Source organism: Streptomyces sp. NBC_01451, assembly GCF_036227485.1.
In the GTDB taxonomy this organism is placed as follows: domain Bacteria; phylum Actinomycetota; class Actinomycetes; order Streptomycetales; family Streptomycetaceae; genus Streptomyces.
Genome location: NZ_CP109479.1, coordinates 2,526,628 through 2,552,862, shown reverse-complemented (window position 1 = coordinate 2,552,862; position 26,235 = coordinate 2,526,628). Strand labels below are relative to the sequence as shown.

The 26,235-nt window shown below is 71.1% G+C and carries 23 protein-coding genes and 5 tRNA genes; 19 read left to right on the top strand and 9 right to left on the bottom strand.

All coding sequences use genetic code 11. The features are described 5' to 3' along the window. Positions 1-72 precede the first annotated feature (72 nt). From OG595_RS10780 to OG595_RS10750, 7 genes are all read left to right on the top strand, one after another. Positions 73-2,307 (top strand): FlgD immunoglobulin-like domain containing protein, encoded by a 2,235-nt coding sequence (locus OG595_RS10780; RefSeq protein ID WP_329270469.1) that lies wholly within the window; start codon positions 73-75, stop codon positions 2,305-2,307. Between the two features lie 71 nt (positions 2,308-2,378). Then, a complete protein-coding gene (locus OG595_RS10775) occupies positions 2,379-3,110 on the top strand; it encodes an HAD family hydrolase (protein WP_329270467.1) in 732 nt (243 codons plus the stop codon). Between the two features lie 91 nt (positions 3,111-3,201). Continuing rightward, positions 3,202-3,273, top strand: a tRNA-Gln gene (locus OG595_RS10770). A gap of 49 nt (positions 3,274-3,322) precedes the next feature. After that, positions 3,323-3,395 (top strand) — tRNA-Glu (locus OG595_RS10765). A gap of 62 nt (positions 3,396-3,457) precedes the next feature. Next, a tRNA-Glu gene (locus OG595_RS10760) sits at positions 3,458-3,530 on the top strand. Between the two features lie 20 nt (positions 3,531-3,550). Next, a tRNA-Gln gene (locus tag OG595_RS10755) sits at positions 3,551-3,622 on the top strand. Positions 3,623-3,665: 43 nt separating this feature from the next. Beyond that, positions 3,666-3,738, top strand: a tRNA-Glu gene (locus OG595_RS10750). A 101-nt stretch (positions 3,739-3,839) separates the two neighbouring features. On the opposite strand, the gene OG595_RS10745 is transcribed toward OG595_RS10750, so the two are convergent. Beyond that, the gene (locus OG595_RS10745) at positions 3,840-4,481 is read right to left on the bottom strand and encodes a MerR family transcriptional regulator (RefSeq protein WP_329270464.1); all 642 of its coding nucleotides are present in this window, start codon (positions 4,479-4,481) and stop codon (positions 3,840-3,842) included. 99 nt (positions 4,482-4,580) lie between these two features. Between OG595_RS10745 and OG595_RS10740 the strand changes: the two genes are divergently transcribed. Beyond that, positions 4,581-5,081, top strand: a complete 501-nt coding sequence (locus tag OG595_RS10740) for a DUF4188 domain-containing protein (protein WP_329270461.1) — start codon at positions 4,581-4,583, stop codon at positions 5,079-5,081. A 156-nt stretch (positions 5,082-5,237) separates the two neighbouring features. Here the strand turns inward: OG595_RS10740 and ndgR are convergent, their stop codons facing one another. Further along, positions 5,238-5,954: an IclR family transcriptional regulator NdgR gene (gene ndgR / locus OG595_RS10735; protein WP_164323372.1), complete on the bottom strand. Its 717-nt coding sequence runs from the start codon at positions 5,952-5,954 to the stop codon at positions 5,238-5,240. Positions 5,955-6,148: 194 nt separating this feature from the next. On the opposite strand from ndgR, the gene leuC reads away from it, so the two are divergent. From leuC to OG595_RS10715, 4 genes are all read left to right on the top strand, one after another. Next, positions 6,149-7,579 (top strand): 3-isopropylmalate dehydratase large subunit, encoded by a 1,431-nt coding sequence (gene leuC / locus OG595_RS10730; RefSeq protein WP_329270457.1) that lies wholly within the window; start codon positions 6,149-6,151, stop codon positions 7,577-7,579. A 6-nt stretch (positions 7,580-7,585) separates the two neighbouring features. Continuing rightward, positions 7,586-8,179, top strand: coding sequence for a 3-isopropylmalate dehydratase small subunit (leuD, locus tag OG595_RS10725; RefSeq protein WP_329270454.1), 594 nt, complete (start codon positions 7,586-7,588; stop codon positions 8,177-8,179). A 266-nt stretch (positions 8,180-8,445) separates the two neighbouring features. After that, the gene (locus tag OG595_RS10720; protein ID WP_329270452.1) at positions 8,446-8,676 is read left to right on the top strand and encodes a hypothetical protein; all 231 of its coding nucleotides are present in this window, start codon (positions 8,446-8,448) and stop codon (positions 8,674-8,676) included. 138 nt (positions 8,677-8,814) lie between these two features. Beyond that, the gene (locus tag OG595_RS10715; protein ID WP_329270450.1) at positions 8,815-9,465 is read left to right on the top strand and encodes an HU family DNA-binding protein; all 651 of its coding nucleotides are present in this window, start codon (positions 8,815-8,817) and stop codon (positions 9,463-9,465) included. A 91-nt stretch (positions 9,466-9,556) separates the two neighbouring features. Here the strand turns inward: OG595_RS10715 and OG595_RS10710 are convergent, their stop codons facing one another. Together OG595_RS10710 and cofC are read right to left on the bottom strand one after the other, a co-directional pair. Beyond that, positions 9,557-9,760, bottom strand: coding sequence for a hypothetical protein (locus OG595_RS10710; protein WP_329270448.1), 204 nt, complete (start codon positions 9,758-9,760; stop codon positions 9,557-9,559). A 9-nt stretch (positions 9,761-9,769) separates the two neighbouring features. Beyond that, positions 9,770-10,408, bottom strand: coding sequence for a 2-phospho-L-lactate guanylyltransferase (cofC, locus tag OG595_RS10705; RefSeq protein WP_329270446.1), 639 nt, complete (start codon positions 10,406-10,408; stop codon positions 9,770-9,772). A gap of 215 nt (positions 10,409-10,623) precedes the next feature. Between cofC and OG595_RS10700 the strand changes: the two genes are divergently transcribed. Genes OG595_RS10700 through OG595_RS10690 form a run of 3 tightly spaced genes read left to right on the top strand, consistent with a single transcriptional unit; the run spans position 10,624 to position 13,807 of the window. Continuing rightward, the gene (locus OG595_RS10700; protein WP_329270443.1) at positions 10,624-11,583 is read left to right on the top strand and encodes a lysophospholipid acyltransferase family protein; all 960 of its coding nucleotides are present in this window, start codon (positions 10,624-10,626) and stop codon (positions 11,581-11,583) included. After that, complete coding sequence (locus OG595_RS10695) at positions 11,580-12,590, top strand: NAD(P)H-dependent glycerol-3-phosphate dehydrogenase (protein WP_329270440.1); 1,011 nt, start codon at positions 11,580-11,582, stop codon at positions 12,588-12,590. The genes OG595_RS10700 and OG595_RS10695 overlap by 4 nt, the downstream gene beginning before the upstream one ends. A gap of 59 nt (positions 12,591-12,649) precedes the next feature. Then, positions 12,650-13,807 carry a D-alanine--D-alanine ligase family protein gene (locus tag OG595_RS10690; RefSeq protein WP_329270439.1) on the top strand — a complete coding sequence of 386 codons (1,158 nt, stop codon included), beginning with the start codon at positions 12,650-12,652 and terminating at the stop codon, positions 13,805-13,807. A 109-nt stretch (positions 13,808-13,916) separates the two neighbouring features. Here OG595_RS10690 and OG595_RS10685 read toward each other — a convergent pair whose 3' ends face one another. Next, positions 13,917-14,420 carry a DUF3515 domain-containing protein gene (locus OG595_RS10685; RefSeq protein ID WP_329270437.1) on the bottom strand — a complete coding sequence of 168 codons (504 nt, stop codon included), beginning with the start codon at positions 14,418-14,420 and terminating at the stop codon, positions 13,917-13,919. Between the two features lie 20 nt (positions 14,421-14,440). Beyond that, complete coding sequence (locus tag OG595_RS10680) at positions 14,441-14,674, bottom strand: Lrp/AsnC family transcriptional regulator (RefSeq protein ID WP_164418296.1); 234 nt, start codon at positions 14,672-14,674, stop codon at positions 14,441-14,443. A gap of 217 nt (positions 14,675-14,891) precedes the next feature. On the opposite strand from OG595_RS10680, the gene OG595_RS10675 reads away from it, so the two are divergent. Together OG595_RS10675 and thiD are read left to right on the top strand one after the other, a co-directional pair. After that, complete coding sequence (locus OG595_RS10675; protein ID WP_327697919.1) at positions 14,892-15,857, top strand: thiamine-phosphate kinase; 966 nt, start codon at positions 14,892-14,894, stop codon at positions 15,855-15,857. 11 nt (positions 15,858-15,868) lie between these two features. Further along, positions 15,869-16,660, top strand: a complete 792-nt coding sequence (thiD, locus tag OG595_RS10670) for a bifunctional hydroxymethylpyrimidine kinase/phosphomethylpyrimidine kinase (RefSeq protein WP_329270429.1) — start codon at positions 15,869-15,871, stop codon at positions 16,658-16,660. A gap of 113 nt (positions 16,661-16,773) precedes the next feature. On the opposite strand, the gene rpmB is transcribed toward thiD, so the two are convergent. Continuing rightward, positions 16,774-16,959, bottom strand: a complete 186-nt coding sequence (rpmB, locus tag OG595_RS10665) for a 50S ribosomal protein L28 (RefSeq protein ID WP_073491182.1) — start codon at positions 16,957-16,959, stop codon at positions 16,774-16,776. 278 nt (positions 16,960-17,237) lie between these two features. Here rpmB and OG595_RS10660 point away from each other — a divergent pair, with 278 nt between their 5' ends. Further along, positions 17,238-18,956 carry a DAK2 domain-containing protein gene (locus OG595_RS10660; RefSeq protein ID WP_329270426.1) on the top strand — a complete coding sequence of 573 codons (1,719 nt, stop codon included), beginning with the start codon at positions 17,238-17,240 and terminating at the stop codon, positions 18,954-18,956. Between the two features lie 66 nt (positions 18,957-19,022). On the opposite strand, the gene OG595_RS10655 is transcribed toward OG595_RS10660, so the two are convergent. Together OG595_RS10655 and OG595_RS10650 are read right to left on the bottom strand one after the other, a co-directional pair. Further along, positions 19,023-21,983, bottom strand: coding sequence for a tetratricopeptide repeat protein (locus tag OG595_RS10655; protein WP_329270424.1), 2,961 nt, complete (start codon positions 21,981-21,983; stop codon positions 19,023-19,025). Beyond that, positions 21,980-23,833 carry an HSP90 family protein gene (locus OG595_RS10650; protein WP_329270423.1) on the bottom strand — a complete coding sequence of 618 codons (1,854 nt, stop codon included), beginning with the start codon at positions 23,831-23,833 and terminating at the stop codon, positions 21,980-21,982. The genes OG595_RS10655 and OG595_RS10650 overlap by 4 nt, the downstream gene beginning before the upstream one ends. A gap of 171 nt (positions 23,834-24,004) precedes the next feature. On the opposite strand from OG595_RS10650, the gene recG reads away from it, so the two are divergent. After that, a complete protein-coding gene (recG, locus tag OG595_RS10645) occupies positions 24,005-26,233 on the top strand; it encodes an ATP-dependent DNA helicase RecG (protein ID WP_329270421.1) in 2,229 nt (742 codons plus the stop codon). The last annotated feature ends 2 nt before the right edge of the window (positions 26,234-26,235 follow it).

Here is a 26,235-nt window from a genome sequence, read left to right as displayed (position 1 = left end):
GGCTGTTCTGGCTGTTTCCTGTGCGCATGATGCGTGTGCGCACTCCGTTGTGGGATCTACCGGCGAGGAAAGATGAACCGTTCACGAAGACTTGCCAACGCTGTGCTCGGCGGAGCCGTGGCGCTGTCCTGCGCCACGCTGACCGTGCCCGCACAGGCGGCGCCCGCCGTCGATCCGCCGGCCGGCACTGTCCGGCTCGCCTCCGAGAAGCCGGCCACCGTCGCCTACCGGTGGGTCGGCTCGTCCGGCTTCCAGTACACGTCGACCGGCACCGATCCCATCCTGTCGGTCGACTACCCGGGCACCGTCCCGCCCGAGCACGCGGGCCCGGACGACCTGGCCAGTGGCACCGATGTCATCAGCACCTTCAGCGGCTCCACCGTCACGCAGAGGCACCGCTCCACGGGCGTGACCGCCACCTTCACCATCCCGGCCGGGCAGAGCGTCAAGTCCGCCCCCGGCTGGAGCGTGCTGACCCGCGACACCGCCGGCACCCTGCACGTCCTGCGCGCCGCCGCGGACGGTGCCACCACTGACATACCGGTCACCGGCCTTCCCGCGGGCGCCGAACCGACCACCTACGTCAAGGGCGGCTCGGTCCTCCGGCTCGCCGTCGTCTACACCCTGGACGGTGTGACCTCCGTGGGCCTGGTCGACCTCGCGGACGGCTCCTTCCGCACCTATGTCACCGGCGTGGCGACCAGCCCCCCGGTCCGCTTCAACGACCGCTGGCTGGTGGCCGACTGGAAGTCCATACGCGTCGACGCCGAGCCCGGCACCACGCCCACCGGCCTCAACCGCTGGGGCGCCGATCTCGAAGCCGTCGTCGGTGACCAACTCCTCATCGGCAACCCGGACTTCGTCGTCGCCGGCACCAAGCCCGAACTGACCGCCCTCTCACTCGTCACCGGCGCGACATACACCGCCCTCGCCGACTCGGACGGCTCCTTCACCCCGACTCCGGACGGCGGCGCGCTCGCCACGGCCGGGCCGTCCAGCCTCGACTGGAACGTCCACCGCGTCACCCCCACCGACGACGGCCGCACGGCCACGGAGAAGGTCGTCAACATCCCCGCCTATTCGACCCAGGTGGACGGACTAGCCCTCGCCGGCGGCGAGTTGATGCTGTACGGAGCCACCCCCGGGGGACTCGGCTCCTACCGCTACAACAGCTTCCAACTGGACCCCTCGGCCAAGCCGGTCGGCGGACAGACCAAGCGCGGCCCGGCCATGAGCGGGACGACCTGCCTGACCGGCGACGCCGCCTGCCCCCAGCTGGAGGCGCTCGGCGACGGCAGGGTCGCATCCCTGTGGACCTCCGTGAGTGGCGACCAACTGGTGACGATCGCCGGCCTCGATGCCACCACGGTCGTCAACGCCGCCACGGGAGACTCCGCGGGCCGCATCCCGAGCGGCACCGGCCGCTACGTCCTCTACAACGGCGGCACCCCCGGCGTACAGAAGGCCTTCGACTTCCCGCGCGCCGCCACCGCCGGTACGGTCGCGCTGACCCGCACCCGCACGCCCGCGGCCGTCTGGGGCCAGGTCCTGTGGACGACCGGCAGCACCCAGGGGACGGTCGTCGGAACCCACCTCAAGACCCAGCAGACCGTGGCCACCCTCGCGACCGGCGCGCCCTGCACCCCGACCGACATCCAGGCCGTCAACACCTGGCTGTACTGGACCTGCGGCACGGCAGGACCCGCCGGCGTCTACGACCGGGCGACCAACCGCACCATCCCGGTCCCGTCCGATCAGGCGCCGGCCCGCCTCGCCGACGGCTACCTCCTGCGCGAGAACCGAACCACCCACCAACTGCTGCTCACCGACTTCCACACCGGCGCGGCCACCACCCGCACAGTGGCCTCCCTGCCCACGGCGGACCAGAACACCGGGGGCAGCAACGGCCGTTGGGCCGTGGACCGGTTCGGCGGCGACATCGCCTACCTCACCTCCACCTACGGTCAGGTGGCGCTCGTGGACAGCGGGGTCCCGGCGTCGTCGCTGGCACAGCTGGAGGCCCAGACGGACCCCCGGCCGGGCGGCCCCACCACCGGGTCCCCCTGGCTGCCGGTCTGGCAGCTCAACAAGCCCGCGACCTGGACCCTGACCCTGGCCAACAGCTCCGGAACGACGGTCCGCACGATCACCGGCAGCACCACGGCGGCCGCGGTGCGCGCCTCCTGGGACGGCCTGTGGTCCGACGGCCGCCGCGCCTCCGGCACCTACACCTGGAAACTGACCGCCGTACCCGACGACACCCAGGGCCCGGCCCTGAACCTCACGGGAACCACGACGGTCGGCTGAGGGACGGCGGCGGGGTTCCCGTGACCCCGCCGCCCCGGGCTCTCGGCCGGTCGGTGGGTACCGTGGAGGGCATGACGATCCGAGCCGTTGTCTGGGACATCGACGACACGATCTTCGACTACACCACGGCGGACCGCGTCGGCATGCGGGAGCAGCTCGCGGCAGAGGGCCTGCTCGACGGGTACGCGACCATCGAGGAGGCCCTTGTCCGCTGGCGGGAGGTCACCGACCGGCAGTGGGCGCGGTTCGCGGCGGGGGAGACCGACTTCCCGGGGCAGCGCCGGGAGCGGGTGCGGATGTTCCTGGGCGAGAACCTGACCGACGCCGAGGCCGACGCCTGGTTCGACCGCTACATCGGGCACTACGAGGCAGCGTGGGCGCTCTTCCCGGACGTACTGCCCGTCCTCGACCTCCTGGCCGCCAGCCACCGGCACGGGGTGCTCTCCAACTCCAGCATCCGGGTCCAGGACCGCAAGCTGCGCGTGCTCGGCGTACGCGACCGCTTCGAGGCCGTGCTGTGCGCGGCCGAGCTCGGCTTCCACAAGCCGGACGCCCAGGCCTTCCACGCGGCCTGCGACGCCCTGGGCCTGTCCCCGGAGCAGGTGGCGTACGTCGGTGACCACCCGGAGATCGACGGGCGGGGTGCCGTCGACGCCGGGCTGCTGTCCGTGTGGATCGACCGCACCGGCCCCACCGTCGTCGAGCGGGCCGCCGGGGGGCCGCACCGGATCGCCTCCCTCGCCGAACTCCCGGCGATCCTCGGCACCGATACCCGTTTTGGAGCGCCGTCCACCTTCGGGTAATGTTCTTCCTGCGCCGCCGGAGAGCGGGTCGAAAGGCCGGGAACCGAAGGCGCAAGCTAGAACAGGGGCTCCGCAGGGGCTCGCGTTCCAGTGGCCTATGGTGTAATTGGCAGCACGACGGTTTCTGGTTCCGTTAGTCTTGGTTCGAGTCCAGGTAGGCCAGCTCGCAGATTGCTTCAAATCTGCACCCGTGGAGATCAGAATCCACACAAGCCCCCGTTGTGTAGCGGCCTAGCACGCTGCCCTCTCACGGCAGTAGCGCCGGTTCGAATCCGGTCGGGGGTACAGATCCTTCCCGGAGGGTCAGTTCGGGTCGCACCCGCTGGCTCTCACGCAGGATCGCTAGGGCCCCCGTTGTGTAGCGGCCTAGCACGCTGCCCTCTCACGGCAGTAGCGCCGGTTCGAATCCGGTCGGGGGTACGCTTCACCTTGAATTGCCTTGGTCTATGGTGTAATTGGCAACACTACGGTTTCTGGTACCGTCATTCTTGGTTCGAGTCCAGGTAGACCAGCTCGGATCTGCGGCAGTGTAGTTGCATGCGCCGCAGGATCCTTGCCCCCGTTGTGTAGCGGCCTAGCACGCTGCCCTCTCACGGCAGTAGCGCCGGTTCGAATCCGGTCGGGGGTACGTCAGGCACGGTGGCCCTCCGCTTCGGCGGAGGGCCACTTTGCATGGACGGGGTGTGGGGCAGGTCCGGCCGGGCTGCGCCCACGTGCCAGGCCGCCCGCCTACAGCCCGTACCGTCGCGCCGACTCCTCCTCCTGGGCCAGCCGGTGCAGAGCCGTGAGCACCGGTTCGAAGAGCACGGTCGCCGCGACCGCCGTCTCGACCCGCTCCGCGTCCGACGCGTGCGTCTCCAGGAAGTCCAGGTCCCGTCTCGCCACCTGGTGCATCAACTCCGCGTACGGCGCCATCAGTTCGGCGTCCCAGGAATAGCCCAGCCGGATCAGCGCGGCCACCGCCACCACCAGCGAGCGGTGCACGGGGGAGAGCGGGCTCAGCTCGCGCGCGGTCTCCCAGCCCAGGCTCACCAGCAGCCGGTCCACCTCCCGGCGGGCGGCGGCCACGGCGGGGTCCTCCTCGTCCGGCCCGGCGCCCTGCGGCAACGCCCACAGGGCCGCGCCCAGACGGATCGTGCGGCCCAGTGACTCGTCGTCGACGTGGCCGAGCACCTCACGGGCGGTGGCGACGGGGATACGCCCCACCTGGATCATCGCGCGGACCAGTCGCAGCCGGCGCAGATGACCCTCGTCGTACTCCGCGGTCGTCGTGTTGATCTGCAGGCCGGGCGCCAACAGGCCCTCGCGCAGGTAGTACTTGATCGTCGCGGTGGACACACCGCTGCGCTCGCTCAACTCGGCCAGCCGCATGCCTTGCGCCTTTCCTCGGACGACGGCACGATCCAAGCACGCGGTGGTCGGATAGTGCCGCTAGCCAACGGGACGCGCAGTCCCGACGGGGGAGGTCCCATGTTCGCGAAGCCCAACGCGGGCCGTACGACAGCGGCAGCCGAAGGAGACGTCGTCGTCCTGCTCATCGGGATGCGCATCAACCACTTCTGGGCCGTGCACCACTGGTTCCCGGTGTTCATGGCCATGCCGCGGATGCTGCGGGAGCTGGCGAAGGACCCTTCGCGCGGGCTGCTCAAGCACGTGCTGCTGACGGCGTCGCCACGGACGTACTACGTCGTCCAGTACTGGGAGTCCAAGGAGAAGCTGTACACGTACGCCGCCGCGTCCGACATGTTCCATCACAAGGCGTGGGCGAGGCTCAACCGCAAGGAGCGGGAGGGGAAGGTCCGGCAGCACGTGGGGCTGTGGCACGAGACGTATGTCGTACCCGAGGGGTCCTACGAGTCGATCTACGCGGACATGCCGGCCTTCGGGCTGGCGGCGGCGCACGGGGTGCTGCCGGTGGAGAGGCGGGGGCGCTCCGGCAAGGAGCGGTTCGCTCATCGGTCGGCGTCGTAGAGGTTCTGCCGTGGGTGCGGGTGCGTTGTGGCTGGTCGCGCGGTTTCCCGCGCCCCTGGGCGGGTGACCTCGCCCCTGGTATGGAAGCGCTCTGGGGGAAGCGGCCTGCCGCGGCGTTGAGGCCTGCCGGGTTCCCGAGGCTGTGCGTTTTCCGGGTCAGCCCGTGCGGCGCAGTGCTTCCGAGAGGCGGGCCGCCGCGTCGATGACCGCCTGGGCGTGCATGCGGCCGGGGTGGCGGGTCAGGCGTTCGATGGGGCCGGAGACCGAGACGGCGGCCACGACGCGGTTCGACGGGCCCCGGACGGGAGCGGAGACCGAGGCGACGCCCGGCTCGCGCTCGCCGATGGACTGGGCCCAGCCCCGGCGGCGTACGCCCGACAGCGCCGTCGCGGTGAAGCGGGCGCCCTGGAGGCCGCGGTGCAGGCGCTCCGGCTCCTCCCACGCCATCAGGATCTGGGCCGACGAGCCCGCCTTCATCGTCAGCGTCGAGCCGACCGGGACCGTGTCCCGAAGGCCCGAGAGGCGCTCGGCCGCGGCGACGCAGATGCGCATGTCGCCCTGGCGGCGGTAGAGCTGCGCGCTCTCGCCCGTCAGATCGCGGACATGGGTGAGCACCGGGCCGGCGGTCGCCAGGAGGCGGTCCTCGCCCGCTGCCGCCGCAAGTTCCGCCAGGCGGGGGCCGAGAATGAAACGGCCCTGCATGTCGCGCGCCACCAAGCGGTGGTGTTCCAGCGCCACGGCGAGACGATGTGCCGTGGGTCGTGCCAGTCCGGTCGCCGCGACCAGACCCGCGAGGGTGGCCGGACCGGACTCCAGAGCGCTCAGGACAAGGGCTGCCTTGTCCAGAACGCCGACGCCGCTACTGTTGTCCATGAAACGATACTCGCGTCTCACTCTGTGAAACGCAAGTTCATTTTCCGGTGGAACGCGCCACTCTGGAAGACACAGTGGCCCGCCGACCAACGGGCCCGGCGGCGGATGCCCGGACAAGGGGTACGGGCGGTCGCCGCCACAAGATCTCTATCTAGTTGGGCCGGCGCCCGTACAGGCCGGCCGGAGGGAAAGCGATGGGTAGGACACTCGCGGAGAAGGTCTGGGACGACCACGTCGTCCGGCGCGCGGAGGGCGAGCCCGACCTCCTCTTCATCGACTTGCACCTGCTGCACGAGGTGACCAGCCCGCAGGCCTTCGACGGTCTGCGTCAGAACGGCCGTAAGGTGCGGCGCCTCGACCTCACCATCGCGACCGAGGACCACAACACCCCGACCCTCGACATCGACAAGCCCATCGCCGACCCCGTCTCCCGGGTCCAGCTGGAGACGCTGCGCAAGAACTGCGCCGACTTCGGTGTCCGGCTGCACCCGCTGGGTGACGTCGAGCAGGGTGTCGTCCACGTGGTGGGACCGCAGCTGGGGCTGACCCAGCCGGGAACCACCGTCGTCTGCGGTGACTCCCACACCTCCACGCACGGTGCCTTCGGCGCGCTGGCGTTCGGCATCGGCACCTCCCAGGTCGAGCACGTGCTGGCCACCCAGACGCTGCCGCTGGCCCGCCCCAGGACCATGGCCATCACGGTCGAGGGTGAACTGCCCGACGGCGTCACCGCCAAGGACCTGATCCTCGCGATCATCGCGAAGATCGGTACGGGCGGCGGCCAGGGCTACATCCTGGAGTACCGCGGCCCCGCCATCGAGAAGCTCTCGATGGAGGCCCGGATGACCATCTGCAACATGTCGATCGAGGCCGGCGCCCGCGCGGGCATGATCGCCCCCGACGAGACCACCTTCGAGTACCTCAAGGGCCGCCCGCACGCGCCCGCCGACGCGGACTGGGACGCGGCGGTGGAGTACTGGAAGACGCTGCGCACCGACGACGACGCGGAATTCGACGCCGAGGTCGTCATCGACGGCGCCGCGCTGTCGCCGTTCGTCACCTGGGGCACCAACCCCGGCCAGGGCGCGCCGCTTTCGGCGGACGTCCCCGACCCTGCTTCGTACGAAGACGCATCGGAGCGCCTCGCCGCCGAAAAGGCCCTGGAATACATGGGGTTGGAGGCCGGTCAGTCGCTGCGCTCCATCAAGGTGGACACCGTCTTCGTAGGTTCGTGCACCAACGGCCGCATCGAGGACCTGCGCGCCGCCGCCGAGATCGTCGGGGGCCGCAAAGTCGCCGACGGCGTACGGATGCTGGTCGTCCCCGGCTCGGTGCGGGTCGGTCTCCAGGCCGTCTCCGAGGGCCTGGACGTGGTCTTCAAGGAGGCCGGCGCCGAATGGCGGCACGCGGGCTGCTCGATGTGTCTGGGCATGAACCCCGACCAGCTGGCCCCCGGTGAGCGCTCCGCGTCCACCTCCAACCGCAACTTCGAGGGCAGGCAGGGCAAGGGCGGCCGTACGCACCTGGTGTCGCCGCAGGTCGCCGCCGCGACGGCCGTACTGGGCCACCTGGCCTCCCCGGCCGACCTGTCCGACGCCGACACCCGTACGTCCGCTGGAGTCTGATCAGCCATGGAAGCATTCACCGCGCACACCGGCCGGGCCGTCCCGCTGCGCCGCAGCAACGTCGACACCGACCAGATCATCCCTGCTCACTGGCTCAAGAAGGTCACGCGGGACGGGTTCGAGGACGGGCTGTTCGAGGCCTGGCGCAAGGACGAGAACTTCATCCTCAACCAGCCCGAGCGCAAGGGCGCCACGGTCTTGGTCGCGGGCCCCGACTTCGGTACGGGCTCCTCGCGCGAGCACGCCGTCTGGGCGCTTCAGAACTACGGCTTCAAGACCGTCATCTCGTCGCGCTTCGCCGACATCTTCCGTGGCAACTCGCTCAAGAACGGCCTGCTCACGGTGGTTCTGGAGCAGAAGACCGTGGACGCGCTCCAGGTGCTCACGGAGAACGACCCCGAGGCCGAGATCACGGTCGACCTGGAGGCCCGCGAGGTGCGCGCCGAGGGCATCACCGCGGCCTTCGAGCTCGACGAGAACGCCCGTTGGCGGCTGCTGAACGGGCTGGACGACATCTCCATCACCCTGCAGAACGAGGGCGAGATCTCGGCGTACGAGGCGAAGCGCCCCTCGCACAAGCCGTGGACCCTCAAGGTCTGAGCCGGACGGCCCTTCGCAAGTAGGGTTTCGGCCACTGCAACACCCCGTCTGTACCCCCGATCGCCACGATTGGGGGTACAGCTGTTTCTGCCTCCGGACCCTCTCGGGCACCTTGCCGGGGCGTCCCAACTTCCCATGTTAGAAAGGGTGTTGATGGGGTACCCGGGTCTTGACACCGCGACTCCCAGGTGGATGCGGAAGGCCGTTTGAGGCAGCAGTTGCCCCCTGAGCAGGCGACAACTCGCCCCAGATGGCACAATCTGTGCATGGAACACGACGGCCAACTCGAGCTCTACACGGCGGTCGCGGCCCAACTAAAGGAAGCGCACACAACAGTGCGCGCACTGCAAGTCCCGGAGGGCGTACGGATGGCGCTGACCCGGAAGCTGCTGGTCATTACGGCCGCGGCCAAGCACGATCTCGCCGACGCGACAAGGCGGCTGGAACGCTTCATGGCGGACCTCGACGAGGGTCGAATCCCCGACGAGGACCGCTGAGGAACTCCATGACAGCCCGAGTTCGTTGCGGCACAAGGGTGATTAGCCCGTTTCGTGTTTGATTTGCGGTATATATCTGCCTAACGTGCGAAAAAGCTTGAACACTTTCGTTCTGGCAATGTCTCCGAAGGGGAAGACGTGAACAAGGCGCAGCTCGTAGAAGCCATTGCGGACAAGGTCGGTGGCCGTCAGCAGGCCGCCGAGGCGGTCGACGCGGTCCTGGACGCCATCGTCCGCGCGACGGTCAGTGGGGACCGGGTCTCGGTCACCGGGTTCGGATCCTTCGAGAAGGTCGACCGTCCGGCCCGTTACGCCCGCAACCCGCAGACGGGCGAGCGGGTTCGGGTCAAGAAGACCTCCGTCCCGCGCTTCCGTGCCGGCCAGGGCTTCAAGGACCTGGTGAGCGGCTCGAAGAAGCTCCCGCGTGGCGGCGAGGTCGCGGTCAAGAAGGCGCCCAAGGGCAGCCTGACCGGCGGCAGTGCTGCCGCAACGGTCAAGAAGGCCGCGGCGAAGAAGGCCACCACCGCCAAGAAGGCGACGGCGGCGAAGAAGACCGTGGCCAAGAAGGCGACGCCGGCGAAGAAGACGACGGCGACGGCGAAGAAGACCACGGCCAAGAAGACCACCGCGAAGACCGCGGCGGCGAAGAAGACCACCGCCACGGCGAAGAAGACCGCCGCCAAGAAGGCCCCGGCGGCCAAGAAGGCGACGGCTGCGACAAAGGCCCCGGCCCGCAAGTCCGCGGCCCGCACCACCACCGCCAAGAAGGCCACCGCCCGCACCAAGTAAGGGCGCAAGGGCATACACGCGCCGGGCCGGACTCCCCGAGGGAGTCCGGCCCGCGGCGTGTCCGGACCCTTTGGGGGCGCTCAGAAGGTCTTCAGAAGGTCTGCAGAGTGACGAGCGTGATCCGGGAGGAGCTTCCCTCCCCCTCCACCTCGATGCGCACCCGCTGTCCGGGCCGCAGCAGCCTCAGCCCGCCCGCGTCGAACGCCGGCGCGTCGAAGGGAACGGGGGTGCCGTCGTCGAGCAGCACACTGCCGCTGCGTGTCCCGGCGTCGTACGTGTACGCGGTCGCCTGCATGGCGGCAGCCTACTGGCCCGCCATCAGCAGCCCCTCGACGGCGGTCGCCGTCCGTGTCCCCACGCCCAGGGCGAGCGCCGCCCGCAGATCGTCGCCGGTGTCCACGTCCTGGCGTACGGAATTCACCGAGGCGAGCCCGAGTTCCGCGGCGCCGGAGTCGCGGTGGCGGATTCGGGAATGCGGACCGAAATGCGGAAGCAATTCCTGACCGGGGCGGGCGGTCAGCAGAGTGGTGCCGACCGTGGCCGCGTCCGTGAGGAAAGCGCGGGGAAATGCGGTGGCGGCATCCAGGACGCGGGCCAGTTCCAGGGGGCGCAGCGCCGGCAGATCGGCGTTCAGGGCCGCTACGGGGCTGTCGGGCCGTAGCGTCCGTACGGCCGCCGTTCCGTGCGTCAGGGCGGCGTTCAGGCCGCCCAGGGGCTCGTCGGAGACGATCGCGGCCCCCAGGGCTGCCAGCTCTCGGGCGGCCAGGGCGTCGTTCGTGACGACCGCCACATCGCGGACCGCCGCGCAGGCGAGCACCGCTGCCACCGTGTCCAGGGCGAAGGCCAGGGCGAGGCCGGGGCGCAGCCCGTCGTCGGCGGTGTCGGCGAGCCTGCTCTTGGCCCGGGCCAGGGGCTTGAGGGGTATGACCACTGTCCACTGCACGAGCGTTCCGTCCCTCCCTCGTTCCACCCGGCTGCTCCTCCGGTGCTCTCCCGGCCGCAACCATTGTCACCTGGCTGTCATCAAAGCCCATCCGGCGGTGTCGGTACCGGGGCGTACGGTGTTCTCGACAGACCGGAAGCCCGGGGCGACACTTGTGCGGCCCCCGGGTCCGTCGGCAGAGGTCCTGGTCCAGGCCTTAGAGGAAGGTGTCCCGCGTGCCCCGCCGCAGAATCGGCTTCTGGTACCGCCTCGCTGCGGTCATCTGCAAACCGCCGCTGGTGGTTCTGATCAACCGGGACTGGCGCGGAATGGAGAACATTCCGGCGGCGGACGGATTCATCACCGCGGTGAACCACAATTCGCATGCGGACCCCTTCGCCTACGCGCACTACCAGTACAACAGCGGCCGTGTTCCACGTTTTCTGGCGAAGAGCGGGCTTTTCAAGAAGGGATTCGTCGGCACCATGATGCGCGGTACCGGACAGATCCCCGTCCACCGCGAGACCACCGACGCGCTGAGCGCCTTCCGCTCCGCGATCGACGCCGTCGAGCGCGGCGAATGCGTCGTCTTCTATCCCGAGGGCACGATCACCCGCGACCCGGACCAGTGGCCCATGACCGGCAAGACCGGCGCCGCCCGGGTCGCCCTGCAGACCAGGTGCCCGGTGATCCCGGTGGCCCAGTGGGGCGCGAACGAGCTGCTGCCGCCGTACGCCAGGAAGCTCAACGTCCTTCCGCGCAAGACCCACCACGTCCTCGCGGGCCCGCCCGTGGACCTGACACGGTTCTACGACAGGGAGATGAGCCCCGACCTCCTGAAGGAGGCGACGGAGGTCATCATGGCCGACATCACCCGCCTGCTGGAGGAGATCCGCGGCGAGAAGGCGCCCGCGACTCCCTACGACCCGCGCGAGGAGCGGATCGAGCAGCGCCGCCGCACTGCCGCGGAAGAGGCGCAGGACGCGTTGGACGCGCACGAGAGGGCCGTCGCCGAGGCGGCCGGCGAAGGACCGCGGGCACGACCGGCGGCGGCACACGAAGCCGCAGTGCACGAAGCAGAGGTGCACGAAGCAGAGGTGCACGAAGCCGCAGTACAAGAAGAAGCAGTACGAGAAGCCGCAACGCCAGAAGCAGCACACGTACGGGAAGTTCAGGAAGAGGGGCAGGGCAAGTGAGCGAGCCGGTCAAGGCGGCGGTGTTCAGCGCTGGATCATGGGGGACCGCCTTCGGCATGGTGCTCGCCGACGCCGGCTGCGAGGTGACCCTGTGGGCCCGCCGCCCGGAACTCGCCGAGGCGATCAACTCCACGCGTACGAACCCGGACTACTTCCCGGGTGTCGAACTCCCGGAGAACCTCCGCGCCACCACGGACCCGGCGGAAGCCGCGCGCGACGCCGACTTCACGATCCTCAGCATCCCCTCGCAGACCCTGCGCGGGAATCTCGCCGAGTGGACCCCCCTGCTCGCCCCCGACACGGTCCTCGTGTCCCTCATGAAGGGCGTCGAACTCGGCTCCGCGATGCGGATGAGCGAGGTCATCGAGGACGTCGCCAAGGTGGGCCAGGACCGCATCGCGGTCGTCACCGGCCCCAACCTCGCCCGGGAGATCGCCGCCCGGATGCCGGCCGCCGCCGTGGTCGCCTGCACGGACGACGCCGTGGCCCAGCGACTCCAGAGCGTCTGCCACACCCCGTACTTCCGCCCGTACACCAACACCGACATCGTCGGCTGCGAACTCGGCGGCGCGGTCAAGAACGTGATCGGGCTGGCCGTCGGCATCGCGGACGGCATGGGACTGGGCGACAACGCGAAGGGCTCGCTCATCACGCGCGGCCTCGCCGAGACGACCCGCCTCGGTCTCGCGATGGGCGCCGATCCGCTCACGTTCGCCGGACTCGCGGGCCTGGGCGACCTGGTGGCGACCTGCTCCTCGCCCCTCTCCCGCAACCACACCTTCGGCACCAACCTCGGCAGGGGCATGACCCTCCAGGAGACCATCGCGGTCACCAAGCAGACCGCCGAGGGCGTCAAGTCCTGCGAGAGCGTGCTGGATCTGGCCCGCAGGCACGGCGTCGACATGCCGATCACGGAGACGGTCGTCGGCATCGTGCACGAGGGCAAGCCGCCCGTCGTGGCCCTCAAGGAACTGATGTCGCGCAGCGCCAAGCCCGAACGACGCTGAGCAACAGCGGTCTGCGGGCGCTGACTCAGCCCCCTACCACCGGGTACCCTCAACGCGATATGAGCACCGAGAACCTCCCCCAGAGCCCCGGGCAGCCGTCCCGCAAGCCGCGTGTGGCCGTCGTCTTCGGCGGTCGCAGTTCCGAACACGGGATCTCCGTGGTCACCGCCGGCGCCGTGCTGCGTGCCATCGACCGGACGAAGTACGACGTCCTGCCGATCGGCATCACCCAGGACGGCCGCTGGGCGCTCACCGCGGACGAACCGGAGCGCATGGCGATCGTCGACCGCACGGCGCCGAACGTCGACCAGCTCGCCGAGTCGAGCGAGGGCGGCGTGGTGCTCTCCGTCGACCCCGCGAACCGCGAAGTCGTCTACAGCGAACCGGGATCGGTGCCCAAGGCCCTCGGCGAGGTGGACGTCGTCTTCCCCGTCCTGCACGGCCCGTACGGCGAGGACGGCACTCTCCAGGGTCTGCTGGAGCTCTCCGGAGTCCCGTACGTCGGCGCGGGTGTGCTCGCCTCGGCCGTCGGCCAGGACAAGGAGTACATGAAGCGGGTGTTCACCTCGTTCGGCCTCAAGGTGGGCCCGTACATGGTGATCCGGCCGCGCGAGTGGGAGCGCGACGAGTCGGCCGCCCGCAAGAAGATCATCGACTTCGCCGGTGAGCACGGCTGGCCGCTGTTCGTGAAGCCCGCGCGCGCGGGATCGTCGTTCGGCATCACCAAGGTCGACGACCTGAGCGGCCTCGACGAGGCGATCGCCGAGGCCCAGCGCCACGACCCGAAGATCATCGTGGAGGCCGCGCTGCGCGGGCGCGAGATCGAGTGCGGGGTGCTGGAGTTCGAGGACGGCCCCCGTGCCTCCGTACCCGCCGAGATCCCGCCCGTACAGGCGCACGCCTTCTACGACTTCGAGGCCAAGTACATCGACTCGGCCGACGGTATCGTCCCCGCCCCGCTCACCGACGAACAGACGGCGGAAGTGCGCCGTCTCGCGGTCGAGGCCTTCGACGCGGCGTCCTGCGAGGGCCTCGTCCGCGCGGACTTCTTCCTCACCGAGGACGGCGAGTTCGTCATCAACGAGATCAACACGATGCCCGGCTTCACCCCGATCTCCATGTACCCGAGGATGTGGCAGGAGACGGGCGTCGGCTATCCCGAGCTGGTGGACAGGTTGGTACAGGCGGCCCTGCGCCGCTCAACAGGCCTGAGGTGAGACGCCCCCAAGGGGGCGCGGGACTGTATTCGATATGCGGCTCCGCCGCGGGTGCGCGACCAGCCACGACAGACGCGCACCCGACAACGCAACAGCCCCACTAAGGCGCCTAGTCGGCAATGCCCACAGGAACCGTCTTCTTGATGGCGGCAGCCAGATCGACCAACGCCCCCGAGGTGTCCCGACCCGACGGGACAGTCACCTCGACATAGGCGAGCCGCGAGGATGTGGTGAACCGGGACGACCCGTCGTCCCGCTTCTCCATGAGCCAGCCGACCCCGTTCACCTCACCCCCCACCGCATCCGGATCCGCGCCGGTGGCGACCTTGGGGTCGGTCATCCTGGGCGGCCGTACGACACCGCAGCGCAGTATGATCGCCGGGCTGCTGCCCCAGCCCGCGGTCAGTGCGGACCGGGGCTCGGGATCGTCCCGGCTCAGGCCGTCCACCTTCGCCGGAAGCGCCTCTTCCAGGTTCCGGCACAGCTTCGTGGCCTTCCCGTCCGGCTCGGGAACCGTGACCGCGGCGTTGTCGTCTGCTGAGGAGCAGCCTGTGACCACGATCAACAGTGCGAGCGCGGGCAGAGCGAGCGGCCGGTGACGGAAGAGGTTCACCGGCACAGGGTAGACGGGGGCTACAAGTGCACCACCGGGCAGGTCAGGGTACGGGTGATGCCGTCCACTTGCTGGACCTTGGCGACCACCAGGCGGCCGAGATCGTCCACGGTGTCGGCCTGGGCGCGCACAATCACGTCGTACGGTCCTGTCACGTCCTCGGCCTGGGTCACCCCCGGGATCTTGCTGATCGTCTCGGCGACGGTCGACGCCTTACCGACCTCGGTCTGGATCAGGATGTACGCCTGTACCACGGAACCTCCAGGGCGGCCACGAGGATCATGTGGGGAAAAGGAACGCCACGGTATCGCGTCGCCACGCGCCACGGGGAGACCTGCGGCGGCCGGGAACCCGCACCGGGGTGCGCACGCGGTACAGGTTGACGGTCACCTCGACCGTACAGAGGTCCACGGGGCCTCGCGACCGGGCAGGGACAGCAACGGGGACAGCACCAGAAGGGGACGTACGACTATGAAGGGCACTGTGGGCGAGCTGGGGGAGTTCGGGCTCATCAGGGAGCTCACCTCCCGGCTCACCACCACCCCGGCGGTCCGGGTCGGCCCCGGCGACGACGCCGCCGTGGTCGCCGCGCCCGACCGCAGGGTCGTGGCGAGCACCGACATCCTCCTGGAGGGGCGGCACTTCCGCCGCGACTGGTCCACCGCGTACGACGTGGGCCGCAAGGCAGCCGCCCAGAACCTCGCGGACATCGCCGCCATGGGTGCCGTACCGACCGCGCTGCTCCTCGGCCTGGTCGTCCCCGCCGAACTCCCGGTCACCTGGCCCGTCGAACTGATGGACGGCCTGCGGGACGAGGCCCAGGTCGCGGGCGCCGCCGTGGTGGGCGGTGATGTCGTACGAGGGGACACGATCATGGTCTCCATCACCGCGCTCGGCGATCTGCGCAACCACGAGCCGGTCATCCGGGGCGGTGCCCGGCCCGGTGACGTCGTCGCCGTGACGGGCTGGCTGGGCTGGTCGGCGGCCGGGCACGCGGTGCTCTCGCGCGGCTTCCGCTCGCCGCGCGCCTTCGTCGAGGCCCACCGCCGTCCCGAACCGCCGTACCACGCGGGCCCGGCGGCGGCCGGCCTCGGCGCGACCGCGATGTGCGACGTGAGCGACGGGCTGATCGCCGACCTCGGGCACATCGCGGAGGCCAGCAAGGTTCGTATCGACATCCGTTCGGGCGCGATCGACATCCCCACCCAGATGAACGACATCGGGCAGGCCGTCGGCGTCGACCCCATGCAGTGGGTGCTCACCGGGGGCGAGGACCACGCGATCGTGGCGACCTTCCCGCCGGACGTGAAGCTGCCCGCCCGCTGGAAGGTGATCGGCGAGGTCCTCAACCCGTCGGCGCTGCCCCAGGTGACGGTCGACGGGGCGCCGTGGACCAGCAAGGGCGGCTGGGACCACTTCGCGGACATCGAGTCGTGACCGTGCCTCTCGTGACCGCGCCTCCGCGCGTGCTCACGGTCGCGGGCTCCGACTCCGGGGGCGGCGCCGGGATCCAGGCAGACCTGAAGACGATGCTGGCGCTCGGGGTGCACGGCATGAGCGTGCTCACGGCGGTCACCGCGCAGAACTCCCTCGGCGTACAGGGCGCCTGGGAGCTGCCGGTGGAGGCGGTGCGGGCGCAGTACCGCAGTGTCGTCGACGACATCGGCGTGCAGGCGGTCAAGACCGGCATGCTCGCCTCGGCCGAACTCGTCGAGGCGGTCGCCGAGTTGATCACGGCGACGGACGTGCCGGTGGTCGTCGACCCGGTGGGCGTCTCCAAGCACGGGGACCCGCTGCTGGCGGCGTCGGCGCTGGATTCCGTACGCACGAAACTACTGCCGGTGGCGACCGTGGCGACCCCGAACCTCGACGAGGTGGCCCAGCTCACGGGTGTACGGGTCGAGGCGGAGGGGCAGTTGCGCGAGGCCGCGGCGGCCGTGCTGGCGTACGGGCCGCAGTGGGCGCTGATCAAGGGCGGGCATCTGCCGGGCGAGGCCGTGGACCTCCTCACGGACGGGTCCGAGGAGTACTGGCTGCGCGCCCCGCGCCACGACAACCGGCACACGCACGGCACGGGCTGCACGCTGGCGTCGGCCGTCGCGGCGGGGCTCGCGAAGGGCGAGCCGGTGCCGGAGGCGGTGGCGGCGGCGAAGGAGTACGTCACCGGGGCGATCGCGGCCGGGTTCGCGCTGGGGGGCGGGATCGGGCCGGTGGACCACGGGTGGCGCTTCCGGACGTAGCCGACCCCAGTGATCCATGAGCTGCGTGGACCACGGGTACGGCAAAAAGCCGGTCCACCGAGGTGGACCGGCTCTGAGCAGCGAACCAACAGTGGCCGCGCGCTAGCTGATCGTCAGCGCGAGACCTTGCCGGCCTTGATGCACGAGGTGCAAGCGTTCACGCGCTTCGGCGTCCCACCGACCACGGTACGTACGCGCTGGATGTTCGGGTTCCAGCGACGGGGTGTACGGCGGTGCGAGTGGGAGATGCTGTTGCCGAAGCCCGGCCCCTTGCCGCAGACGTCGCAGTTGGCAGCCACGGGTCACTCCAAAGACTTCAGATGCTCTTACGGGTTGATCCCGGCACGCCGGGATCAGGATCGGAGGATCTGAGTGGCAGTACCAGGGAGAAGGCCCGATGTGCGATGACCATCTGATGACGGCCTTCTCGATCGGGCAACCGGAGCAGCATACAACGACTGCGCCAGTACAACGAAACTACCATGGCTGATCAGGGCCTCACTCCCGGCCCCGGGCCACCCGGCATTCACCCGGGGTCTACGCTGCGTGCCACGTCCAGCAGCCCAAGGAGGCGCAGGTGCCGCAGGTGCCGCAGACATTCTTCGATGCTCTCGCGGTCCGCACCTGGTGCGGACTCGCGCTGGCCGCGCTCGGGCGGGCGCGCGAGGAGATCGACGCGATCAATGTCTATCCCGTCGCCGACGGGGACACCGGCACCAACCTCTATCTGACGCTGGAATCGGCGTGCGCGGCGGTCGAGGCCGCCTTCGCCGGACACGAGGCGGGGGCCGGGCCGGGTGGTGCCTCCGGGGCTCCCGCGGTTCCCACGCTGGCCGACGCGACCCGGGCGATGGCCCACGGCGCCCTCATAGGGGCGCGCGGAAACTCCGGCACGATCCTGGCGCAGCTGCTGCGCGGCATGGCCCAGGTGCTGGCCGTCGACGCGGACGGCGGCAGCGCCCGCATCGACGGCCCAGGCCTGTGCCTGGCCCTGCGGCACGCGGCCGACGCCGCCCGGCAGGCGGTGGCCCACCCGGTCGAGGGCACGGTCCTCACGGTCGCCTCGGCCGCCGCCGACGCCGCCACGCAGGCGGCGGGCGACTGCGGGACGGTGGCCAGAGCCGCCTATGAGGGTGCCTCGGCCGCGTTGGCCGCCACCCCGGACCAGCTGGCCGTCCTGGGGCGGGCGGGTGTCGTCGACGCCGGCGGGCGGGGACTGGTCGCGGTGCTCGGCGCGCTGGTGGAGACGTTCACGGGGGAGGCGCCGGGAGGCGGCGCGACGGGGGCGGCACGCGTGCGTGTGCCGGTTCGGTCCGAGACGGCCCGGGCGTCGGCACCCGACGGGCCCGACGAGTGCGCGGACGACGTCTCCGGGCCCGCCTTCGAGGTCATCTACCTCCTGGAGGCCGGGGACGCGGCCGTCGACCGGCTCCGCGAGCGGCTCGACCGGCTCGGGGACTCGCTCGTGGTGGTCGGGGGCGACGGGCTGTGGAACGTGCACGTCCACGTCGACGACGCGGGCGCCGCCGTGGAGGCCGGCGTCGAGGCAGGGCGGCCCTACCGGATCCGGATCACGCACTTCGGGGTCGGTGACGTCCACACCGGTGGCGCCGGACGGCCGCCCCGGGAGCGGGTGCAGCGGGCCGTCGTGGCCGTCGTGCCCGGGGTGGGGCTGGCCGGGCTGTACGGCGAGGCCGGCGCCACCACCGTGCTCGCGCGGCCCGGGGAGCCACCGGCGAGCGGGGAGCTCGTCGAGGCGGTGCGGCGGGCCCACGCGCGCGAGGTCGTCCTGCTGCCCAACGACGCCGACCTGCGCCACACCGCCGCCGCGGCTGCCGAACAGGCCCGCACGGAGGGCATCCGCGTGGCCCTGATCCCGACCCGCTCGGCGGTCCAGGGCATCGCCGCGCTCGCCGTGCACGAACCGGAACGCCGGTTCGACGAGGACGTCGTCGCGATGACCTCCGCGGCCGGTGCGACCCGTTACGCCGAACTCGCCGTCGCGGAACGGCAGTCCTGGACGATGGCCGGCATCTGCCAGACCGGTGACGTCCTCGGTCTCATCGACGGCGACGTCGCCGTGATCGGCTCGGACGTCAGGGCCACGGCGGAGGCCGTCATCGACCGCATGCTCCAGGCGGGTGGTGAGATGGTCACCCTCGTCCTCGGCGACGAGGCGCCCGAGGACATCGCCGCGCACCTCGAAGCGCGGGTGCGGGAGGGATACCTCGCCGTCGACACCGTGGTGTACCGGGGTGGACGGCAGGGGGCGTTGCTGCTCATCGGGGTGGAGTGAGGGAGTCCGCCCCCTGAACGGGCCTTGTCCTCGGTCTCCCCGGAGGGGACCTCCGGACGGGCCGGATCAGTCGGACTCCTGCTCCTCCATCAGCTGGAGCATCTGTTCCGCCTCGGCCCGTCGGGACCGAACCGTTTCTGCCTCCTCCTCGTAGGGCTCGACGTTCTCGTACGCGGCCAGCACCCCGCGCGCGCGTGCCGCGGCCTCCGACGGGCGGCTCAGGTCCGCCTCCAGCCAGCCGGCGGCCAGTTCGGCGCCGGTGCGGCCGTGCAGGCCCTCCTCGCCGAGGGAGGAGAACACGGCGATCGCCTTCGTCATCTGGGCCAGCGCCGCCTCGAACGCGGCCTCGATCGCGCCGTCCTCGGCGTCCTCGGCGGCGGAACGCGCCAGCATGTCGCCGAACTGGCGGTGGGTGTGCGCGAGTTCGGCGCCGAGCTGCTCACGGGACTCCAGCTCCTCCGCCTCGGACTGGGCCCGCGCGCACTCCCGGATCGCTTCCGACATCCGCTGCCGGGCCCCGTCGAGACCCGCCTCCATGCGCAGCGCGAGCCACGCGCGGGCGCGCAGGGCACGCACCAGGCCGTGCACGTTGCCGAGCGAGCGCCACAGGTCGCCGGCGCGTTCATAGGCCTGGTCGGCCTCGTCGGGCAGCCCTGCCAGGCCGAGGGACTCGGCGGCCAGATGCGCGAGGGTCGCGTGGTCCTGCTGCTCGGGCCAGTGCCGGGCGATCTCCGCGGCCCGCAGCCGGCGTTCGGCGGACTCACGGTGCTCGCCCAGCTCGCCCAGACAGTCACCGAGCCACCACAGCGTCTGGACGACCGCGCCGTCGCCGTGCGTCTCGGTCCCGAGGTCGGGCAGCGCCGACTCCAGCACCTCGGCCGCCTCCGCCCACCGGCCCTGCCGCAGCAGGAAACCGCCGAGCAGATGCCGGGCCCAGGCGCCCAGGGTCGGGCCCTCGCCCGCCTCGTCGGCCCAGTGCGCGGCCTCCAGAGCGCGGTCCGCGGCCTCGGCGACCTCGTCGCGCGACCCGAGGATCTCGGCGAGCTGCAGGTTCAGCTGGGCCTGGCCCGCCGCCTCCAGGTACGCCCCGCCGTGCTCCAGGGCCCCCCGCAGCGCCCGCTCGGCCCCGGCGATGTCCCCGAGGTGGTGGGCGAGTCCGGCCAGCCGGGCCTCGTACTCCACCGCGAACCACGGCAGCCCCGCCGCGACGAACGCCTCCGTGGCCCACCCGAACAGCTCCGCGGCGCCCTCCAGGTCCCCGGTGCGCGTCGCCAGCTCCCCGAGCATGGCCTGGGCCTCCGCGCCGCGTGAGGCGAGCCGTACATCGTCCCCGGCGTGCCCGTCGACGAGCGCCAGGAGCTCCCGTACGGCGTTCTCGGCGGCGGCCAGGACCTGGTCGGTGCCGTCCTCCTCGACCTGCCGCATGAGGATGCGGGCGCGTCCCATCAGGACGGCCGCGGCCTGCCGTACGCCGGTGCGCTCGTCGGAGTAGAGGGCGAGGACCTCCTCGTACGGTTCGGAGACGGCCGCCAGGGCCTCGTCGATGTCGCCCTCCAGCGCGCGTGCGTACGCGGCGCGGGCGCGGGCGGCCAGCGCCTCGCCGGGGTCGCCCGCCTCGGCGTACAGCTCGGCGGCCCGCTCGAAGAGCGCGATGCCCTCAGGACCGCCCTCCATCGCCCTGTGATCGACGATCTCCGCCCGGTCGGCCGCCGGTAGGTCCACGTCCTCGGCGGCCCGCCACACGGCCGCCCACGCCTCCATGGCGTGCGGAAGCAGCCCGTCCGACATCCGGCGCGCTTCGGCGAGCAGCGCGGGCAGGTCGCCCGGGGCGTCGGCCGGCTTCTCCGCGTGGTCCATGGACGTCGCGGCCACCATGGACCCCGCGGGCGCCCTGCGGGGTGCCGGGATCCCCCTCGCCGCCCGCACGCCCAGCGGCAGCCGGTCCACCAGCGGAGCCTGGTCCATGCGCGCGCGGATGTCGTCGCCGACGTAGGAGGTGCCGTTGCGCAGGTCGAAACGCGCCGCCAGGGAAAGGGCCTCCTCGCGCGCGTGGACGGCGAGTTCGCGGGCGGTCCAGGCGCGCTCGGCCGGGCCTGGCACCGACTGGGCGCCCAGCCCCACGGCGGTCAACCGGTCCATGAGCAGGGTCACGGCGGCCAGGAAGTCCAGTTGGCTGCGCGGCTGCCCGGAGTCGGTGAAGTACGCGGGGCGCTCCGCGAGGAGTTCCAGGCCGCGTGCCTCGTTGCCGGTCAGCGCGCAGAACTCGACGTGGTCCGCGTACGCGCCCCGCATGCTCTCCATGGGCCGCACCAGCCGGAAGCCCCGCAGGTGATGGGCGCGGGCCTCGTCCAGCCGGCCCAGGCGCAGCAGGGGGCCCAGGGAGGACGCCAGGACGGTGTGCGGTTCGTGGGCGCAGGTGAACTCGCCCTCCAGGACCGGCCGCCACAGATCGATCGCCTCGGCGTCCGCGCCCCGCTCGGCCTGCCACCAGCCCTGGCTGTGCAGTTCGCAGGCGTGGCAGTCGGCCATGCTGTCGCGGTCGGCGGCCAGCCACGCGGCGTACGCCCGTTCGGCCCGCGCCAGGTCGCCGACATGCGCGGCCACACTGAACTCGGCGCCGCGCACCGCCCGCTCGGAGTGCCCGGCGAGCCGGTAGCGGTGCTCCATCTCGCCGAGCCACTTCTCGATGGAGGCCAGCGGGATGTGCGGCTGGTCCAGCATGCCCGTGGTCATCCACTTGAAGACCCAGTGCAGCGTGTGGACCTCGTACTCGTCGAAGTCCTCCGGCCGCTCGTCCCACATGCGCAGCAGACGCGCGAAGGGGACGAACATCTTGTCCTTCTCGGAGCTGTAGTTGTAGGCCTTCAACTGGTGCCCGAGCGCCTCGATCACGGCGAGCGGGATGTTCAGCTTCTCGGCCTCGGCCAGCAGCTGCTCCGCGCGCGCGTTGCGGGCCGGACCCTCCGGCTGCTCCGAGTTCAGCGCCATTGCCTCGCGGAGGGCGTCGAAGTCCTTGATCTCGCTCATCGCCGGCCGTCCTCCGTGGGCTCCGTGGGATCGCTGTGGGTGGCCCACTCCAGGAGGCCGATGAACGCACGGTTCAGCAGCGCGGAGTCCGCGGGCCGCAGCGGGCGCTGCGCCATGAGCAGGGCCTGTCCGTACAGGGACTCCGTGGCGGTGCCGATCAGTTCCCGGTCCTCCAGCGAACTGATCCGCCGGATCAGCGGGTTGAGGTGGTTGAGCACCAGCCGCGCGCGCGGGGCGCTGCCGCGCAGCGAGCCGAGGATGCCCGCCCACAGGTCGTCGGCCCGCTCCTCGGCCTCCGCGCGTGCCTGCTCGTGCCGGGCGGCCCGGTCGTCCAGGTGCAGCGCGGGCACGGACAGCGGGTGGAAGGCGCGCAGGACGACATCGCACCCCAGGGGGTCGAGTTTGGCGCGCGCGGCCCCCAGGAAGGCCGCCAGGGCCAGCTCCTCGGCCGGGTCGACCGCGTCCAGGTGCGCGGTCACGGTGTCGGCGTCCAGCTCGGCGACCACACTCCCCGGGCGCACCGACGGCAGCGCCTCGATCAGCTCGCTGTCGTACGTGTAGCCGCCGTTGATGACACCGACACCCTGCGCGGACGCGATCGGCGCGACCTGCCGGTACTCCTCGACGGTGCGGGTGAAGTGCACCACCGGATGCCGCTGCGCGAACTCCTCCAGGGACACCTGCCCGTCGGTCGTCTCGAAGGGGAGCCACGGCAGCATCGTGCGCAGCATCTCCTTGTCGTGCCTGGCCAGCGACTTGACGCCCAGGTGGTGCACCGACAGGAACGCGGCCAGCCGCTCCGGATCCCCGGCGGCGAGGCCGGTGAGCCAGGAGCGAATCCTTTCGCCCAGGGCCTCCCGTACGGCGGCCAGCGTCTCGTCCTCATACAGCGACTCGCGCGAGGCCGTCGGCCGCAGGCTGTCGGTGTCGAGCACGCACCGCACGAAGAACGCCCAGTCGGGCAGCAGCTGTTCGGCCCGCTCGGTGAGCAGCATGCCCTTCAGGTGCACCCGGTGACTCGCGCGCTGCGCCGGGCTGACGGACGAGGGCAGGACGTACGCCACCCCGCGAATACCGGCGAGCGGCACGTCCAGGTCGATCGAGTCCAGCGGAGTGAACCCGAACAGGTCGTGACAGTGCCGCTGAAGGGCCACCCTTCGTGTGGCGGGCGACGGGTAGGGGCGGTTCCAGGGCGCCGGGAGATCGGTGACGGCCTCGTCGCCCACCCGTACGTCGTACGGCAGCAGCGAGCCGAAGTCCCGCGCCAGCGCCAGCACACGCTCCTCGGTGAGCCACTCGCCGGCGCCGGGCCGCGCCACCAGGTGCACGGTGGTGCCCGGTTCGGGCCGGGCCTCGTCGGGGAGCGTCCGCACGGTGTACGAACCGTCGTCCGCCGCCGTCCACTCCACGGGTGGCGCGTCCGGCGTACGGGCGCTGCGGCTGACGACCCTGATCCGCTCGGCCACGACGAAACAGGCCAGCAGCCCGATGCCGAACTGGCCGAGGAACTCCGAACGCGCCTCCTGGATGCCGCCGGGATCCGCCCGCTTGGAACTGCGGCCGATGGTCGCGAGAAGGCTGTGCACGTCCGCCTCGGTGAGGCCGACCCCGGAGTCCTCGACCCGCAGGGTGCCGCCCTCGGCGTACAGCCGCACCCGCGCCGGGGCGTCGGGCTGCCCGGCGCGCCGGGCGGTGATCGCGTCCACGGCGTTCTGCAGCAGCTCGCGCAGATAGACCTTGGGGCTGGAGTAGAGGTGATGGGAGAGCAGGTCCACGAGGCCGCGCAGGTCGACCTGGAACGTATGCGGTGACTGGGATGCCTGGGATGACTGTGAGGTCTGGGAGTCCATCGTCGCAGCGCCGGAGGGGGGACCAGGTTCTGGCGACGGCGCGGGGTAGGGCGGTCCCGGTGAGGCGGTGACCGCGGGGGATGGCCGGGCGCGCCATCCTAGGCCCCGAACGAGCCGTCTGACCAGCGGATTCCCAGTACATATACGGCAATGTCAGTGGCGTGGTGTGCAATGGATCTCGTGCCCGCACTGGAAGAACCACTGAAACAACCACTGAAGTCAGTGCTCGGCCCCGCCACCGCGAAGGTGATGGCCGAGCACCTCGGCCTGCACACCGTCGGCGACCTCCTGCACCACTATCCGCGCAGGTACGAGGAGCGGGGCCAGCTCACCCACCTGGCCGACCTCCCCATGGACGAGCACGTGACGGTGGTCGCGCAGGTGGCCGACGCACGCCTGCACACCTTCGCGTCCTCGAAGGCCCCCCGGGGCAAGGGGCAGCGCCTGGAAGTCACCATCACGGACGGCAGCGGCCGGCTCCAACTGGTCTTCTTCGGCCACGGAGTCCACAAACCCCACAAGGAACTCCTCCCCGGCACCCGAGCACTGTTCGCCGGCAAGGCCTCGGTCTTCAACCGCCGCCTCCAACTGGCCCATCCGGCGTACGAGTTGCTGCGCGGCGACACCGACGAGGCGACGGAGGCTGTCGACTCCTGGGCGGGCGCCCTGATCCCGCTCTACCCGGCCACCGCGAAGCTGGAGTCCTGGAAGATCGCCAAGTCGGTGCAGCTGGTGCTGCCCAGCGCCCAGGATGCCGTCGACCCGCTGCCCCCCTCCCTCCGGGAGGGCAGGGGCCTGGCCACTCTCCCCGAGGCCCTGCTGAAGATCCACCGCCCGCACACCAAGGCGGACATCGAGGACGCGCGCACCCGCCTCAAGTGGGACGAGGCCTTCGTCCTCCAGGTCGCACTGGCCCGCCGCCGCCACGCGGACGCCCAACTCCCGGCGGTCCCGCGCCGACCGTCCCCGGACGGCCTTCTCACCGCCTTCGACGCGAAACTCCCCTTCACCCTCACGGAGGGCCAGCAGAAGGTCTCCAAGGAGATCTTCGACGACCTGGCGGCGGAACACCCGATGCACCGGCTGCTGCAAGGGGAGGTCGGTTCGGGGAAGACGATGGTGGCCCTGCGCGCCATGCTCGCCGTCGTGGACGCGGGCGGCCAGGCCGCGATGCTCGCGCCCACCGAGGTGCTCGCCCAGCAGCACCACCGGTCGATCACCGAGATGATGGGGGAGTTGGCGGAGGGCGGAATGCTCGGCGGCGCCGACAGGGCCACCAAGGTGGTCCTCCTGACCGGCTCCATGGGCACCGCGGCCCGCCGTCAGGCGCTGCTCGACCTCGTCACCGGTGAGGCGGGGCTCGTGATCGGCACGCACGCGCTGATCGAGGACAAGGTCCAGTTCCACGACCTGGGGCTGGTCGTCGTCGACGAACAGCACCGCTTCGGCGTCGAACAGCGCGACGCCCTGCGCGGCAAGGGCAAACAGCCCCCGCACCTCCTCGTGATGACGGCCACGCCGATTCCGCGCACGGTCGCCATGACCGTCTTCGGCGACCTGGAGACGTCGGTCCTGGACCAGCTCCCGGCCGGACGCTCGCCGATCGCCAGCCATGTCGTCCCGGCCGCCGACAAACCCCATTTCCTGGCGCGCGCGTGGGAGCGCGTGCGCGAAGAGGTGGGCAACGGCCATCAGGCGTACGTCGTCTGCCCCCGTATCGGCGACGAGGAGGACGACCCCAGGAAGGCCGGCAAGAAGAAGTCCCCCGAGGACGAGGCCGAGAAGCGCGCGCCGCTCGCCGTCGTGGAGGTGGCCGACCAGCTCACCCGGGGCCCTCTCCAGGGGCTGCGGGTCGAGATCCTGCACGGCAGGATGCACCCCGACGACAAGGACGCCGTGATGCGCCGCTTCGCCGCCGGGGAGACGGACGTCCTGGTGGCCACGACGGTCATCGAGGTCGGCGTCAACGTGCCCAACGCGACAGTGATGGTGATCATGGACGCCGACCGCTTCGGTGTCTCCCAGCTCCACCAGCTCCGGGGCCGCGTCGGCCGCGGCTCGGCCGCCGGTCTCTGCCTCCTGGTCAGCGAGATGCCCGAGGCGAGCCCCGCCCGCCAGCGCCTCAACTCCGTCGCCGGCACCCTCGACGGCTTCGAGCTGTCCCGCATCGACCTCGAACAACGCCGCGAGGGCGACGTCCTGGGCCAGGCCCAGTCCGGCGCCCGCACCTCCCTGCGGATGCTCGCCGTCATCGACGACGAGGAGATCATCGCGGAGGCGAGGGAGGAGGCGACGGCAGTGGTCGCCGCAGACCCGGACCTGGAGAACCTCCCGGGCCTGCGCACAGCGTTGGACGCCCTGCTGGACGAGGAGCGGGAGCAGTACCTGGACAAGGGGTGAGC